The organism is Paenibacillus sp. FSL R7-0340 (genome assembly GCF_038002205.1).
GTDB classification, from domain to species: domain Bacteria; phylum Bacillota; class Bacilli; order Paenibacillales; family Paenibacillaceae; genus Paenibacillus; species Paenibacillus polymyxa_B.
This window is the reverse complement of the sequence record NZ_JBBOBY010000001.1, coordinates 4,528,924-4,543,202: the sequence shown is the minus strand read 5'-3', so window position 1 is coordinate 4,543,202 and position 14,279 is coordinate 4,528,924. Positions and strand designations below refer to the sequence as shown.

Below are 14,279 nucleotides of genomic sequence, written 5' to 3'. Positions count from 1 at the left end.
AGACATTCTGTACCATACTTTGATATGGTTCATGATTTTATGAAAAAATGTAATAAAATTTCCTGTGATCAGCAGGATTCGACAAAAAGACAGCGAATACTACATAAAGAATAGTGTCTTTGTACCTAGTTTTTCGCATGGTAAGAAATTTGTAAGTTATTACTCAATAGGAGAGGTGTACGATCACGATGAAACCTGCCGGTGTGGTACGTAAAGTTGATCAGCTGGGGAGAATAGTTTTGCCTAAGTCACTGCGTAAAAGGTACCAAATGAATGAGGGAGATCCTGTCGAAATTTTGGTTCAGGGTGACCACATTATTTTGGAGCGTTACCGTCCAAAATGTGTATTCTGCGGGTCAGTAGAACAAGTGAACGATTTCAAAGACCGTTATATTTGTGCTCAATGCCTGACAGAAATGACACAGTATTCCTCCTAAATGAGGCAAAAGCATCACGACATTCGTTCGTGATGCTTTTTTTCGGATAGAGCCGTACGTCGGCTAGCATATTTAATTTAGTAGTAGACTATTAGGTAGCTATTTATAGAACAAAAAATGAGTAGGGACTGGACGCAAATTACCATCTGACGGTTTGTTTACGACTCGACCGTTAAGTATAAGCGACGAGGAACCGCCTCCGTCCAAATTATAGGCATCTTGAACACCTAGATTGTACATTTTCCCTTGCAGTTCTTCGAGCGTCGCGCCCGAACCCCCGCTTTCATTGTAGCCGTCTACGACAATAATGAGCAACTGATCATCTTTATAGTTGCCAATGACCGTACGCGGGGCCCGCTTGGGGGAGACTTTCCATTTGTCAGGAATAGGCATTTTTTGTCCCCTTTGCAGCAGGACGGGAACGAAGGTAGCCCCAAAGGCAGGCTTTAAGCTGTCAAGAGCACCTTGACTGTAAAATTTGCCACCGATAAGCTTGCCATCGTTACTCAGTCCGACGAAGGATAAATCCTTAAAACTGGACTGAAAGCCAGTAAGGTAGTGGCCGTTCAAGACAGTAGTGCTTAATGGATAGCGTTTGCCGTCTCCATCCGCAAAGCCGCCTGCATTGATGCCTGCAATAGCTCCGTGTCTCAAGACTGCACGCATGGTGGTTTCGGAGCCACCCAATTTGTCACTTCCCAAAGACATTTTCATAGCAGTAGGATCTTTAAGTTTGACCTTCATAGCGTAGCCATGATAAATTCCCGGGTTTACCTTAAACAATTCAATGGTAATCCGGTTGCTATCTACCCGCTCATAGGGAACCCCCAGTTTGGCGGTGATACGTCGATCATAGATGATCGCGGGCCGCTTGGACTGCGTAGAGGCAGTCACGACAAGCTGATTAATCGTTTGGGTCGTTTGCTTGTATAGCTCAGAAGTCCGGTGAATCGTAGACAAGGTGTATGTTGCCGTTTGCTTGGCTTCATCAAGCTGCTTGCCTACTGATTGCGTTTGTAGAGTGACTTCAGCTTTTTGCAGACTCGAAGAAGTAGACCCAGGAAAGCTCAATGAGGGATGCACTAACAAAATACACCCCAACAAACCGATAAAAGGAGCAAGGGCCAACATAAAGAACCGGTTCACTTGTTTTGCGTCTACATTCATTTTAGCAAGTCCATTTTTTTCTGAAGTGTATTGAGTTGCTGCTTGACTTCGTTTAATTGGGTATACAGTTTATTGCTGTTATCGGTCTTATTGTTTGCATTATCCTTCGTAAAGGTCAGTAGTTCATTGAAGGACTGGACTTTTCCCTGCAATCCGCTAACTTCCTTGGAAAGAGCAGTCAGTTGCTTTTCATAGTCAGATTTGAGTGCTTGAATCTGTTGGTCTGTATGGGTTTGCATCTCGTTTAGCATTTGCTGCTTCAAGTGATTGCTATACAGATAGGTTGCGAGAGCACCTAGTATAATAAGAATGAACCAAAATAGCAGAAAAGCCTTTACGGGTAACCCCTTTCTTGAATTGCTCCGCCGAGCTTCGGTAGGAGGACGTTCAGGTGAAGCTTGCATACGATTTTCAACTCCCGTGTAAAGTCAAATTTCCAGTCTTTATTTGCAGTACCAATTCTATCATGGGCCTATTTATTTCGCAAAAGCGAAATAGTCGTATAAAAATATTGGAAAAAGAGATTGCATCGGAAGGAAGTCCTAGGATACAATTTCCTTAAACGTTTTTCGCTTCCTATACGTTCACATTCGCGCAATTTCTACATATGCAATCCCCAATTTTAGAATTATTTTCACTACTAACTATGTATTTTTTTGTAAAATCAGGAGGTTTAGATATGAGAAAAGTATGGCAGGTGGTCATCATAGATATCCATCCTACAAGTATGCTGGGAACAAAGCTTATTTTGGAAGACCAGCAGGATTTGCTTGTCAGAGGGATGTCTTCCTCCGGAACGGAAGGCTTGGAGCTGGCTTGTTCCATTCGACCGGAAATCATTTTAATGGACTACAGGTTGCCTGAGGGAACGGCGGAACCATTTTTGACACAAATGCGGGCCTTGTCTCCGGACAGCCATATTGTTATTATGACGGATGAGGATAATATTACGTTGTTTCAGCAGCTAATTTCGCTTGGAGCAAATGGAATGTTATCCAAGCAGGCATCACCGAGCCAGTTAATCCATCTGATCAACGGTTTACGCGAAGGATTTGCTTCTTTACCAATGGACTGGATTCGGTGTGGAAACTGGCCCTTTATGCCGTTAATGGCATCCGAGCCTTTTGACGAATTGACACAAACCGAAGTGTTTATTATGGAACGTATTGTACAAGGTATTACATATGACAAAATTGCTATCGAGATCGAAGTTAGCCGGCGCTCCATTGATAATTATCTACGTAAAATTTATGCGAAATTAGGCGTGTCCAGCCGGGCGCAGGCGATTGAACGTTATGCCTTATATGCGCGTCAGATGAAGCAGCTATATGCCTGACGCGTCAGCCCGGAGATCATGACCTATTTTTCAGGAGAAGGAGGATGTTCATGCAATATTCCTTTGCTTCACGAACGGCTGCGATGTTGGCTTCTCCAGTGCGTCATATCCGGGAAAATGCGAGAAGACACTCCTTTATATCTCTGGCTGAAGAACTACCTGCACAAGAGCTGTTTCCGGTGAAGTTGCTGGAAGAAGCGGCCCATGATGTGTTTGGCTCCGGCCCTGACGCCCTCCAGTATGGTGAACCGGAGGGCTATTTCCCTTTGCGGGCATGGCTTGCGGGAGAGTGGGAACAGCGTAAAGGAGTAAGAGTACCACCAGGTCAAATCCTTCTCACGACAGGCAGTCAGCAGGCCATTGACCTGATCATAAGACTGATGGTGGATGAGCGTGATCCGGTATTGGTCGAAAACCCTACATCTCCTGGATGTTTACAAGTACTATCTATGCAGGGTGCGCAGATCGTTCCTGTAGAATCAGATGCGGAAGGTGTCATTCCTGATAAGCTTGAAGCTTTAATGATCCGTTATCGACCCAAGCTTTTTTTTGCCACGCCAACGTTTACAAACCCGACGGGCTCCTTGTGGAGCGCGGCAAGGCGGCAGGAAATTTTGGACCTGTGCAGGCATCATGAGGTGCTAGTAGTTGAGGATGATTCTTATGGTGAATTGCATTTGAAGCAAAAAAATGAGTCCCATGACAAGAGTCCGCATGGTCAGAGTCGAAAATTTGCAGAGACTTACCCCTCACTATTTGCGCTGGATCATGCGGGCCAGGGAGGTCAAGTACTCTATATTGGTTCGTTCAATAAAACAGTTGCTCCTGCGCTGAGAACGGGTTGGGCTGCTGGTCCTGCACCGTTAATTGAAGGGATGTACGCCTTGAAGCAGCTGGCTGATATGCAATCCAGTACGATGAACCAACGGCTGCTGTTCCAATTGCTGACCAGCTCGCGTTTTCAATGGCACGAGCACTTAGCGATGCTGAACAAGGAATATTCGACTCGACTTCAATTAATCTTGGAGCTGCTCAAGCGCCCGTTTTGGAAAGACGTGACGTATCATATTCCGTCCGGTGGCATGTATGTATGGGTGCAGTTGCCCGATGGGCTGGACAGCGCATTGCTGCTAAAGGCGGCGTTACCCAAAGGCGTAGCCTTTATGCCCGGTGCGCTATGTGCGGTTGGCAGTGAAGGCGCGTCCCATATCCGACTCAATTTTAGCCATCCGGGCCGTGAGCAATTGCTTATGGGCATGAATCTGATCGGTGAGACGATCAGTGAATTTACTGCGCGGAGCTAGCAAAAACCATCGCCCCATGTCAGTCATCCTCCGCTTCCGCAGCAACAGTGGAGTAAGTGAATGGCGCTTCCGCAATCTGGCGCTGTCCACTGTCCTCGTCAAGCTCTGCATCCATTCCAGTGGCCGTTTTAATGCCATGCTCTTGCAGTACTGCCGCATACTCGTTCAGGGCAGCTTCGCCAAACGGAGTCAGTCGATAGCGGCCGCGGGATACGCGCTCAAACCAGCCGTAGTAGTTGTGCTGAAGTACGGCAGCAGCTGTGCTGACGGCTGCTATGCGGGCTAGCTGCGCCGGAGCGGCTTCCCCCAAGCTCTGCAAGGCTACGGCTACGCGCAGCGCTTTTTCCCGATAGGCAGTGACCAGCTTGCGTCGGGTGCTGCCGCCGATATTGTGGTCACCGCTGCGTGCGTGAAATTCCCGCAGCAGCTTTTCCTTGCGCGAGCCGGGGCGTACCTTTGCTGCATTGTGGACATTGTCGCTAGGCGCCGCAGGCTTACACAGTACCTCAACGAGTGGCGGCTTAGTTTTAAAATGGGTGACAGTGAGCAAGCCAAGTCCTAACTGGCGGCACAGTCCTACCAGCTCGTTCCAGCGCTGATTCACGGCTCCTTTTTTTGCACGATTTCGTTCTACAGCTACATATACATTGCTGCTTAGTTTCAAACGCTGCATGCCTTGCAGCACAAGCGCCAGGTTAAACGTCTTTTTGATCTCCACAATCAGTGGTGTCTGTTGTCCTGGCTTGATACCCACCAAATCGCAGTTGCGTACCTCTCCTTTGACTTCATATCCCAAGTTCTCAAAAAAGGCTTTCACCGGAGCGTACAGCTCCGTCTCATGCCGAACCGCCATGACTTCTCCCGCTCCTTTATCCCATTATTCCGAGCTTATATTGTACCATAATGCGTCAGGTCCGCGTCGTTGTTGTATATTTTAGCACAGTGTATCCCTTGGTTTTTTCGAAAAAGCAGAGAGACCTGTCATAAAAAATAGGTCAATTCTTAAATCAATCTGCATAGGTATGTATTACACTTTTTTTAAGGGGATTGCATCATATCCTGAAAGGCGTGACGAGTGTAGCCATAATCATCAGGAGTGGAGGATAGTCATTACGCAGTCATGGGAGGAACCGAGCATGAATATTTTTGAACGCGTTGCGGAGTACCGGGCGGAAAACAACCGTCTGGCCTGGAGCGGCACTTTTAGAGAGTATATTGAGATACTCAAGAAAGACCCGACGCCGGCGATGACAGCTCATGCACGGGTTTACAAGATGATTGAATCTTTTGGTGTAGAAGAGGTTGGGGGACATAAGCGATACAAATTTTTTGAGCAGGAGATCTTTGGACTGGATCGAGCGCTGGAAAAGTTGGTGGAGGAATATTTCCATTCATCAGCCAGGCGGCTCGATGTACGCAAGCGTATCCTTCTTTTGATGGGACCCGTCAGTGGGGGGAAATCGACACTGGTCACGTTGCTAAAACGTGGTCTGGAGAAATTTTCGAGAACGGATCAGGGAGCTGTATACGCGATTGAAGGCTGCCCCATGCACGAGGACCCGCTTCATCTGATTCCTCATGAGCTGCGTCCCGATTTTGAAAAGGAGCTGGGTGTACGGATTGAAGGTAATCTCTGCCCATCCTGCCAGATGAGATTGCGCACGGAATTTGATGGCGATATTGAAAAGGTCCGCGTGGAGCGGGTATTTATATCGGAAGAAAACCGGATTGGTATTGGTACGTTCAGCCCTTCTGATCCGAAGTCACAGGATATTGCTGATTTGACGGGCAGCATCGACTTTTCCACGATTACGGAGTATGGTTCGGAATCCGACCCGCGTGCGTATCGGTTTGACGGAGAATTGAACAAAGCGAATCGTGGACTGATGGAGTTTCAGGAAATGCTGAAATGCGATGAGAAGTTTTTATGGAATTTGCTTTCTCTGACCCAAGAGGGAAACTTCAAGGCTGGGCGGTTTGCGCTCATCAGTGCAGATGAACTGATCGTGGCTCACACCAATGAATCCGAGTATAAAAGCTTTATTGCAAACAAAAAGAACGAGGCGTTGCAATCACGGATGATTGTAATGCCGATTCCTTATAACCTGAAAGTATCTGAGGAAGAAAAGATTTACGCCAAGCTCATTGAACAAAGTGATATGAAACATATCCACATTGCGCCTCATGCGCTGCGAACGGCTGCCATTTTCTCCGTGCTTACCCGCTTGAAGGAGACGAAGAAACAGGGGATGGATCTGGTCAAAAAGATGCGCATGTATGACGGTGAAGAGGTCGAAGGATACAAGGAAGCCGATCTGAAAGAAATGCAAAGTGAGTTTCTGGAGGAAGGTATGTCCGGGGTAGACCCGCGGTACGTCATTAATCGTATTTCTAGTGCATTGATTAAGCAAAATGTGGAATCCATCAATGCCCTGGACATTTTACGAGCAATTAAGGATGGTCTGGATCAACATGCCTCCATCACAAAGGAAGAACGAGAGCGCTATCTGAATTTCATTTCCGTGGCTCGTAAGGAATATGACGAATTGGCTAAAAAAGAAGTGCAGAAGGCCTTTGTGTACTCTTTCGAGGAATCAGCCAAGACGTTGTTTGACAACTATTTGGATAACATCGAAGCTTTTTGCAATTGGGCGAAAATTCGCGATCCGCTCACAGATGAGGAACTCGACCCGGATGAGCGGCTCATGCGCTCTATTGAGGAGCAAATCGGGGTATCGGAAAATGCGAAAAAAGCATTCCGTGAAGAAATATTAATCCGTATTTCCGCGTATTCTCGCAAGGGACGGAAGTTTGAGTATCATCATCATGATCGGCTGCGAGAAGCCATTGAGAAGAAGTTGTTCGCCGATTTGAAGGATATTGTGAAGATTACAACTTCGACCAAAACGCCTGACGCTAATCAGCTCAAACGGATGAATGAAGTGATTAAGCGACTGATTGAGGAGCATGGCTACACAGGAGCCAGCGCTAACGATCTGTTGAGGTATGTAGGTAGCCTCCTGAATCGGTAAGACGAAATAATAAACAAGTACAGTATGGTGAAACCATGGGTTGATCTGGATGGTGCCACACGGTTGTGAGGTATCCGATCAACGTGTTTCGTAGAGGGAATTCGGCAAGCACAGGGGATTACAGGTGCTGTCGGATTCTTTTTTTGTATTATCAGGCAGTTGTGATTATGTATTTTCTGAAATTGCTATGAAAAAAACCATAATCAATCTTCTACTTTTTTAACATTTTCTAAAAAGTTGCCGATAAATATGGTAATGTAAAATATATGTAAACTATTATTTGGAGGAACTTATGATTCATGTCGCGGAGAGTAGATTAAAACAGATACAATATATTGGTATTACTGATGATGATTTGGCTTTATTACATCATTATCAGGGACTATTCCAATCTATTGTGAATGAGGTGGTCGATCGGTTTTATGAGCATGTAGAAAAGGTTCCGCATCTCATGTCGATTATTTCCAAATGGTCGAATATTGAACGACTAAAACAAACACAACGTGAATACTGGCTTTCTCTCGCAGATGGAAAAATAGATGATCCGTTTATCGAACACCGTCTTTTTGTGGGGCAGGTACATTCCCGAATCGGATTGTCTTCCGATTATTATTTGGGCACGTACATTGCTTATCTTGATATTGCAGTGGACATTTTAAAGCGTTCGGGGATAGAGGACTGGTTTTTTATTGTGCATGCTCTTTCCAAAATGTTCAACCTGGATTCCCAGCTTGTACTGGAAGCTTATCAGGAAAAGGAAAAGGAACAAATCAACGAGCTGGCCGACGAACAAACGCAGGTGCTGACCGTTGTGTCCCGAATTGCGCAAAATTTGACCGGGATGATTGCTGAGCTTAGGGAAAATACGGATAATATCGCGGAGAGTGCCTGCAACACTGCTTCTTCGCAGGAACATACAGAGGAATTGGTACAGCATTTGAGTGACGAGATTAAGCATATTGAGCAGATGAGCGGTACGATCCGGGAACTGTCCGATCAGACTCATCTGCTGGGACTGAATGCGGCGATTGAGGCTGCCCATGCGCAGGAAGCAGGGCGCGGGTTTCAAATTGTGGCACAGGAGGTGCGAAAGCTTGCATCTAATTCGAAGCAAGCACAGGAGCAAATTCAGCGCAAGGTGCTGGATATTGCCCGTATGCTTGACAGTGTACAATCCGAAACAGCTGCCACAACAGCCAGTGCCCGGCAACAGGCTTCCAGCTCAGAGGAATTGGCTTCGTTCACAAAGCTGATCGAAAACATGGTGAAGGAATTGGAAATGCTGCAGCACTCCTCGGAAATGCTGCAGGTGTAAGATGTGGCTTGAATGTACTATGGGGGCAGCAAGTCGATTGGCTTTAGCGGCATGCGCTTTTCCTGTAGTTGTTGTCAGAACACAAAAAAACAGACCTTTTCAGCGGGTCTGTTTTTTTTTTTTTTTTTTGTTTAGTTCCAAGCTGACAGATTATAATAACGATCTAAGTTCACGTCGGTATTTGTTCAAATGCACGAACGACGGAATGACTCGCTTGGCAGAACGGAAGCCGCCTATTCTGATATTGCGGACTACATGATAGGGAGAGATCAATAGTGCGTGAAGCAGATGCAAATCATGGGTGCTCAATGGACGATATCGTTGATAGTAATCTATCGCGCGCAGCATCTTTGTCCCATTCCAAAGACAATTCCGATGAAGAAGATGGGAGAGATCTTTCATCCTTACATGTAGGGAGCAATTTTCAAAGTCGATCAAATGGATTTTGAGCTGTTTGTCTTTAATCAGATTGGGATAATTATAGTCGCCGTGTATAAATGCGGCGGCTTTTTGCTCCTGAGCAATAGCTTCTCTAACTTTGGGCTGCTGTAGGCGATGGGACACTTCTTCACAAAGAGCTACGAGATGTGCTGTGCCTCTGTATGGGATGAGGCGTTTTTTGTATCCAGATATTTCATCGCTCAAGCCTTCATAACGGATTCTGGATGGCGGAGCTTCAGTGATAGGAAAGCTAACGGCACTGGAATGGAATTTGGCTAAAGTAGCAATTCCCTTTTTGAAGTCTATTCTTTTTGTGAATTCTGGTCTGAGTCCATGAACCCAATTGGTTAATGTATACGAAACACCTTCATAGGTCATGTAAGCCGTTTGTTGTACTGTTGGATAGACCTTTTGGCTGCGTGTAAACCCGCGCTCATCCAAGTAGGACAAGACACGTGTAATAAAACGGATCTCTTCTTCCGGAAATTTGTAGGGTTTTAAGCAATAAGTCGTATTAGCGGTCTCAATCTTGTGAATGTCCTTCATTTGACGGGTACGCTGAATTTTGATTCCGTACATCTGCTCAACGTTCGATAAAATCGACATTTTGATCCTCACTTTCTTTTATACATGAGCCCACTCTTGCAAAATATGGATGATTTGTAATCGAAGAGGCCACGACTGATCCCAATTGTCCAGGATTTCACGATCTCTTGAACGATTCGGGTGTCGGGAAGCATGCCAGGCTTCTCGTGGTAGTTTATATAAAGCTGTAACAATCTTCCGTTCAGTACGGCTTAGTGGTTTACGCTTTTGGTATCCCTTCAGCAAGGATTGCACAAATTCAGGATTGAATTGAGTCGTATTCATAAGGGCCTTTGCCAAATCAGCATAGATTGAGCCGATTTTAGCCCGATCCCAATCAATGATTTTGAGATGACCGTCATCCGAAATAATGACATTTGGGGTAGTGATATCACTGTGTATCAAGGAGGGATGCCGATGTTCCATCCGAAGCAGCCTTATGATGGATGCATCCTGCAAATCCTTCCATGCTCGCCTGGATAAACGTTTGCAGTTTTCGCCGTGAGCATTGTACCAGTTGCGGTACGTTTTATCATGGCGACTGTTTTTTATCATTTTTCTTTGAAAAAGACGATCCTGGTTTTTCCATATCCGCAATTGTTGAATGGTCGGAGGGGACTTTCCTTTATCCATCCGATGCAAGCCGGTGGAGGTGGCGTGAAGTGTGGCAAGTGCCCGCCCCAGTTTTTCGAAATCTTCAGCGGTTTCCAGTCCCCGTCCTTTGATCCACTGACTTACATAAAATGGCGTTCCTTGATGTAGAGTCCATAACTTGCCGGAATGAGTGGGGAGCCATGCGGGCATGTAGGTATACTTTCTCTTTTTCAAAAGCCTTATATGACTCGCAGCTCGTTCCATCTGTTGAATCGTATTTGAACGGACCATCTTTGTACGACTAAAGGGCTTTAATGCATAAGTTCCCTTTTTCGTTTTCACCTGGATCACTGCATTTTTTCGGTATAATGATGAGACTAAGCTTGATTTTAACGGGATCAGGCCGAAACGACGGGTGATTTTGCGAATCTGTGCTTTAGTATAGGATTTCGCCATAAGAACCTCACTTGACTTTGGATTGAAGAAAAAGGTAATCCTCTGTTAGTTATCAGTCTATTCATGAAGAAATAATAGGTGCAGTTTTATGAAGCCATCTTCGTTCTTTTCCTATGTCACATTGGTCAAAAAAACGGAGCAGCGAAAGTTCGCTGCTCCGTTTTAATTAGCTCTGTATTTAGTTACCCTGATTATGACCTGGGTGATTAATATTCGTTGTCATCATCATCTTCGTCTGTATCCACGATTGCGCCAGATGATGCATGGATTTCAAGCTCAACGGTTCCTTCGTTGGTGAGTACCTTTACCTCGTAGATGAACTGTCCATCTTCCTTATCCAATTTAGAAGACAAAAGGGTACTCCCGGGTACGTGCTTAAGCGCAATTTGTCCAGCCTGTTTTTCAGTCAGGGTGATGTGATTTGGCTTGTTAAGGGAGGACTCGTCATTCGAGTCATGATCAAGCTCAGAATGGGAACGGATGGTTTTCCCAGTATAAGCATCAACATCTATATCCCAATCTTTATCCCCTTGCTGGAGATCCACCTCATAGTAGACTTTTCCGTTCTTGCGCTCCAGTTCGACATCTTCAACTTGTGCATTATTCCCCACAGCCTTCTTGGCAATGTTGGCAGCGGCGGTCGCTCCAATAAGGCCCGTAGGTTTAGCGGCCCATACGGCATTCGCTGAGACACCCGTAACTGTAACTCCAAGCAGAACCGTGGCTGCCATAATTCCTAATGTATAGTTTTTTTTCATTACATAATTCCTCCTTGTGCTATAAGCATGAATACAGCTTATCTCTTGAACATGAGAGGAACATAATAGAATCATGAGAAAACTATGAGAAAACATGAGCTGAGATGATCATCAAGTCGTCATGATTCGTTGTGCTCCTGTTTTTCTTTTTCCCACGTTATAGAGTCGATAGAGCCCGATACTGCATTGACCTGTACTACTGCTTCACGCCCATCTTTTACCTCAACCTCAACCAGATAGTAGAGGCCTTTGTCGTTGCGATGAAGCTCAATATCATCGGATGTTCCGTTAACTGCTTTGGCAGCAAGCTTGGCTGCTTCTTTCTCTGTAATAACGAGAGAAACCGGGTCAGGTTTATTAGCTGGATTCGATGTGTCTCTGGTTGGTGAGGTACCGGGTTTGTGATCTTGGGGCTCCTGCTTCGCATCTGTATAAGCCTGTGTCCGCTTAATGGAGTCGATGACACCGTCATAGGCATTGGCTTTTATATCGTACTTCCCTTTGGCGCGTTCCAGCCTGATCAGATAAAAATCACCCAAGCGTTGGGATTCGAGCACCTCGCCGGGATACTGATGCAAAACGGATTGGATGACGGCTTTTTCTTCCAATGGAGAAGCTGCTAACGACCGTGCCCAAGGCCACTGTAAAAGACAAATTGTAATCAATACAGCCGCCAGCGTACCCCCAATCATCCACACATAGATGGCTTTCATCGTTATTCCCTCCTTTGGCTTATTATTTTGGAACGGTAGGGAGGATGATCGTTGCAGTTGTTCCGCTCCCCTCTACACTTTCTAGCCCAATTTGAGCATGTATAGCTTGTGCAATTCCTGTAGCCAATGATAAGCCTAGCCCAGCCCCACCTTCCTCGCGGCTTCTGGCTTCATCCACACGATAGAAGCGGTCGAATACTTTAGATAACTTTTCTTCCGGGATTCCAATTCCTTGATCTGTGATTCTTATGCAAGGTTGAGCTGTACCGCCCACCGTATCAATCATCAGGTGTATCGGCTCGTCACTGTATTTGCGTGCATTATCCAAAAAGATAAATAGCAGCTGCTTCAGCTTATTTTCATCGGTATAGCCAATGCAGTCTGTCTGTACATCCAGTTGAATTTGTCGGGCGAACGCATTTTCAAATGTAGCTTTTAATTCTGTCGCTATTCTGGTCAGGTGTACAGGCTCCAGCACGACATTCCATTGTTCTTCGTTTCTGGCCAACAGAAGAAGCTGCTCTGCCATGTCCTTCATTCGGATCGCCTCGGAATGAATCGCTTCAACGGATTCGGCGAAAATGTTGGGATGCTGCAACCCCCGCCGTTTGAGCAGGCTGGCATAACTTTCAATAATGGTGAGCGGTGTCTTCAATTCATGGGACGCATTAGATACAAATTGTTCTTGCCTGACGAAATTCCGCTCCAGCAGTTCAATCATGTCATTAAATGTTTCTCCCATTTCGACCAGTTCGTCGCGTGATGATGAATTGAGCGGAAGGCGTTTAAATTTCCCGCTGCGCTGAATTTCTTTCATCGTGCTAATCATAGATGTAATTGGACGTGTGATCAGTCTGCCGAGCAGCCTTCCCGACACCACAACAGGAATGAGCGCAATTCCAGTGACAGCCACAAGTACAATTCTGAGTACCTGTAGCGTCTGCATCGTCGGTTGCAGACTTTCGGTCACCTGGAGATTGACAACCTCGCCATTGGTCCAAATCATGGGGAGCGATACAAGAATGTAACGATTGCTTTCATAGGTAATCATGCGAACCTGCCGTGTTTCATCAAAAACGCCCTTCATCAAGCTAAGAGATTGCTCGGAAGAAGAGGTGATAGGGGGAAGAAAGTCACCTTCTGGTTTCATCAGCCGAAGCATGCCATCCAGCGGTACATAGGCTCGGAGAAGATCCTCAGCGGCTACGGATACCGGAGCACGTTGAATCCCACGAACTATGTTCTCTGCTGCGGCCTCTACCTGGTCTTTTCGATTGTCTATCGAAAATTGGCTGAATAGGAAATAGATCGAAAAATTAATGGCTACAAGTAAGACCGCGAATAATAACGAGGTGTACGTATGGATTTTGTTTTGTAGCTTCATAAAGATTCCTTCAGTACATAACCAATTCCGCGTACAGTATGGATCAGCTCAGGGAGCTGGCGCGTAGGGTCGATTTTATTGCGCACGTAGCGAATATACACATCGACCACATTGGTATCGCCCATATAATCTATGCCCCATACATTTTCCAGTAATTGTTCACGGCTAAGTACCTGCCGCTGGTGTCTGAGTAAATGAACGAGCAAGTCAAACTCTCGCGGTGTAAGCTCAATGTTGTGCTCTCCTCGAAGAACTTCACGAGTACCTTCATGGAGACGTAAATCCCCGGCACTAAGCCATTTATCTACCCCTTGTGGAGCCATGTCTTTCGTTGCACCCACTCTGAGTGCGGCCCGTACACGTGCAAGCAACTCTTCGATCACAAATGGTTTGGTAACATAATCATTGGCTCCCAAATCGAGTCCCTCGACCTTATCTGCAATGGAACTTTTAGCCGTCAGCAAAATGACAGGAACGTTCGCATCATGCTTACGAATCCTACGAAGTAGCTCGATGCCATTGAGACCGGGAATCATAATATCCAGCAACACTAGATCCCAATTGCCTTTGCAATACGTCTCCAGCCCATCAATTCCGTTTTTTTCTTTACATACTTGATAGCCTTCAAATTGAAGTTCGATCTCTAGAAGCCGGGCAATCTTTTCTTCGTCTTCTACGATCAAAATAGATTGTTTCATGATCATGCCCTCCTGTAGGCGAATAGCCGATACGGAAGTATTTTAGCATATACGGACAG

General features: G+C 45.8%; 14 protein-coding genes. 5 read left to right on the top strand and 9 right to left on the bottom strand.

What is annotated here, in order from left to right; genetic code table 11:
• The first annotated feature begins 188 nt into the window (after positions 1–188).
• The gene (locus MKX59_RS20250) at positions 189–437 is read left to right on the top strand and encodes an AbrB/MazE/SpoVT family DNA-binding domain-containing protein (protein WP_013309439.1); all 249 of its coding nucleotides are present in this window, start codon (positions 189–191) and stop codon (positions 435–437) included.
• A gap of 99 nt (positions 438–536) precedes the next feature.
• On the opposite strand, the gene MKX59_RS20245 is transcribed toward MKX59_RS20250, so the two are convergent.
• Together MKX59_RS20245 and MKX59_RS20240 are read right to left on the bottom strand one after the other, a co-directional pair.
• The gene (locus MKX59_RS20245) at positions 537–1,604 is read right to left on the bottom strand and encodes a phosphodiester glycosidase family protein (RefSeq protein WP_071558977.1); all 1,068 of its coding nucleotides are present in this window, start codon (positions 1,602–1,604) and stop codon (positions 537–539) included.
• Positions 1,601–2,008 (bottom strand): hypothetical protein, encoded by a 408-nt coding sequence (locus MKX59_RS20240; protein ID WP_023987807.1) that lies wholly within the window; start codon positions 2,006–2,008, stop codon positions 1,601–1,603. The genes MKX59_RS20245 and MKX59_RS20240 overlap by 4 nt, the downstream gene beginning before the upstream one ends.
• Positions 2,009–2,283: 275 nt before the next feature.
• On the opposite strand from MKX59_RS20240, the gene MKX59_RS20235 reads away from it, so the two are divergent.
• Both MKX59_RS20235 and MKX59_RS20230 read left to right on the top strand, forming a co-directional pair.
• Complete coding sequence (locus MKX59_RS20235; protein WP_023987808.1) at positions 2,284–2,940, top strand: response regulator transcription factor; 657 nt, start codon at positions 2,284–2,286, stop codon at positions 2,938–2,940.
• Positions 2,941–2,990: 50 nt separating this feature from the next.
• The gene (locus MKX59_RS20230; protein ID WP_023987809.1) at positions 2,991–4,244 is read left to right on the top strand and encodes an aminotransferase-like domain-containing protein; all 1,254 of its coding nucleotides are present in this window, start codon (positions 2,991–2,993) and stop codon (positions 4,242–4,244) included.
• 19 nt (positions 4,245–4,263) lie between these two features.
• On the opposite strand, the gene MKX59_RS20225 is transcribed toward MKX59_RS20230, so the two are convergent.
• The gene (locus MKX59_RS20225; RefSeq protein ID WP_071558976.1) at positions 4,264–5,097 is read right to left on the bottom strand and encodes a DUF2161 domain-containing phosphodiesterase; all 834 of its coding nucleotides are present in this window, start codon (positions 5,095–5,097) and stop codon (positions 4,264–4,266) included.
• A gap of 283 nt (positions 5,098–5,380) precedes the next feature.
• Between MKX59_RS20225 and MKX59_RS20220 the strand changes: the two genes are divergently transcribed.
• The gene (locus MKX59_RS20220; protein ID WP_023987811.1) at positions 5,381–7,276 is read left to right on the top strand and encodes a PrkA family serine protein kinase; all 1,896 of its coding nucleotides are present in this window, start codon (positions 5,381–5,383) and stop codon (positions 7,274–7,276) included.
• Positions 7,277–7,568: 292 nt separating this feature from the next.
• Entirely contained in the window at positions 7,569–8,591 is a 1,023-nt protein-coding gene (locus MKX59_RS20215; protein WP_023987812.1) for a globin-coupled sensor protein, read from the top strand.
• 150 nt (positions 8,592–8,741) lie between these two features.
• On the opposite strand, the gene MKX59_RS20210 is transcribed toward MKX59_RS20215, so the two are convergent.
• The 6 genes from MKX59_RS20210 to MKX59_RS20185 all read right to left on the bottom strand — a co-directional run bounded on the left by MKX59_RS20210 (position 8,742) and on the right by MKX59_RS20185 (position 14,220).
• On the bottom strand, positions 8,742–9,638 hold the full coding sequence (locus MKX59_RS20210) for an aminoglycoside phosphotransferase family protein (RefSeq protein ID WP_076264329.1): 897 nt from the start codon (positions 9,636–9,638) through the stop codon (positions 8,742–8,744).
• 18 nt (positions 9,639–9,656) lie between these two features.
• Complete coding sequence (locus MKX59_RS20205; RefSeq protein WP_076264328.1) at positions 9,657–10,667, bottom strand: aminoglycoside phosphotransferase family protein; 1,011 nt, start codon at positions 10,665–10,667, stop codon at positions 9,657–9,659.
• Positions 10,668–10,873: 206 nt separating this feature from the next.
• Positions 10,874–11,425, bottom strand: a complete 552-nt coding sequence (locus MKX59_RS20200) for a PepSY domain-containing protein (RefSeq protein WP_023987815.1) — start codon at positions 11,423–11,425, stop codon at positions 10,874–10,876.
• A gap of 119 nt (positions 11,426–11,544) precedes the next feature.
• A complete protein-coding gene (locus MKX59_RS20195) occupies positions 11,545–12,138 on the bottom strand; it encodes a PepSY domain-containing protein (RefSeq protein WP_023987816.1) in 594 nt (197 codons plus the stop codon).
• Positions 12,139–12,160: 22 nt separating this feature from the next.
• Positions 12,161–13,522, bottom strand: a complete 1,362-nt coding sequence (locus tag MKX59_RS20190; RefSeq protein ID WP_068940128.1) for a sensor histidine kinase — start codon at positions 13,520–13,522, stop codon at positions 12,161–12,163.
• The gene (locus tag MKX59_RS20185; protein WP_023987818.1) at positions 13,519–14,220 is read right to left on the bottom strand and encodes a response regulator transcription factor; all 702 of its coding nucleotides are present in this window, start codon (positions 14,218–14,220) and stop codon (positions 13,519–13,521) included. Before MKX59_RS20185 ends, MKX59_RS20190 begins: the two co-directional genes overlap by 4 nt.
• Positions 14,221–14,279: the final 59 nt, after the last annotated feature.

Excerpts from the sequence above, each read along its gene's own strand:
- MKX59_RS20250 (WP_013309439.1), top strand. The coding sequence starts at position 189 with ATGAAACCTGCCGGTGTGGTACGTAAAGTTGATCAGCTGGGGAGAATA.
- MKX59_RS20245 (WP_071558977.1), bottom strand. The coding sequence starts at position 1,604 with ATGAATGTAGACGCAAAACAAGTGAACCGGTTCTTTATGTTGGCCCTT.
- MKX59_RS20240 (WP_023987807.1), bottom strand. The coding sequence starts at position 2,008 with ATGCAAGCTTCACCTGAACGTCCTCCTACCGAAGCTCGGCGGAGCAAT.
- MKX59_RS20235 (WP_023987808.1), top strand. The coding sequence starts at position 2,284 with ATGAGAAAAGTATGGCAGGTGGTCATCATAGATATCCATCCTACAAGT.
- MKX59_RS20230 (WP_023987809.1), top strand. The coding sequence starts at position 2,991 with ATGCAATATTCCTTTGCTTCACGAACGGCTGCGATGTTGGCTTCTCCA.
- MKX59_RS20225 (WP_071558976.1), bottom strand. The coding sequence starts at position 5,097 with ATGGCGGTTCGGCATGAGACGGAGCTGTACGCTCCGGTGAAAGCCTTT.
- MKX59_RS20220 (WP_023987811.1), top strand. The coding sequence starts at position 5,381 with ATGAATATTTTTGAACGCGTTGCGGAGTACCGGGCGGAAAACAACCGT.
- MKX59_RS20215 (WP_023987812.1), top strand. The coding sequence starts at position 7,569 with ATGATTCATGTCGCGGAGAGTAGATTAAAACAGATACAATATATTGGT.
- MKX59_RS20210 (WP_076264329.1), bottom strand. The coding sequence starts at position 9,638 with ATGTCGATTTTATCGAACGTTGAGCAGATGTACGGAATCAAAATTCAG.
- MKX59_RS20205 (WP_076264328.1), bottom strand. The coding sequence starts at position 10,667 with ATGGCGAAATCCTATACTAAAGCACAGATTCGCAAAATCACCCGTCGT.
- MKX59_RS20200 (WP_023987815.1), bottom strand. The coding sequence starts at position 11,425 with ATGAAAAAAAACTATACATTAGGAATTATGGCAGCCACGGTTCTGCTT.
- MKX59_RS20195 (WP_023987816.1), bottom strand. The coding sequence starts at position 12,138 with ATGAAAGCCATCTATGTGTGGATGATTGGGGGTACGCTGGCGGCTGTA.
- MKX59_RS20190 (WP_068940128.1), bottom strand. The coding sequence starts at position 13,522 with ATGAAGCTACAAAACAAAATCCATACGTACACCTCGTTATTATTCGCG.
- MKX59_RS20185 (WP_023987818.1), bottom strand. The coding sequence starts at position 14,220 with ATGAAACAATCTATTTTGATCGTAGAAGACGAAGAAAAGATTGCCCGG.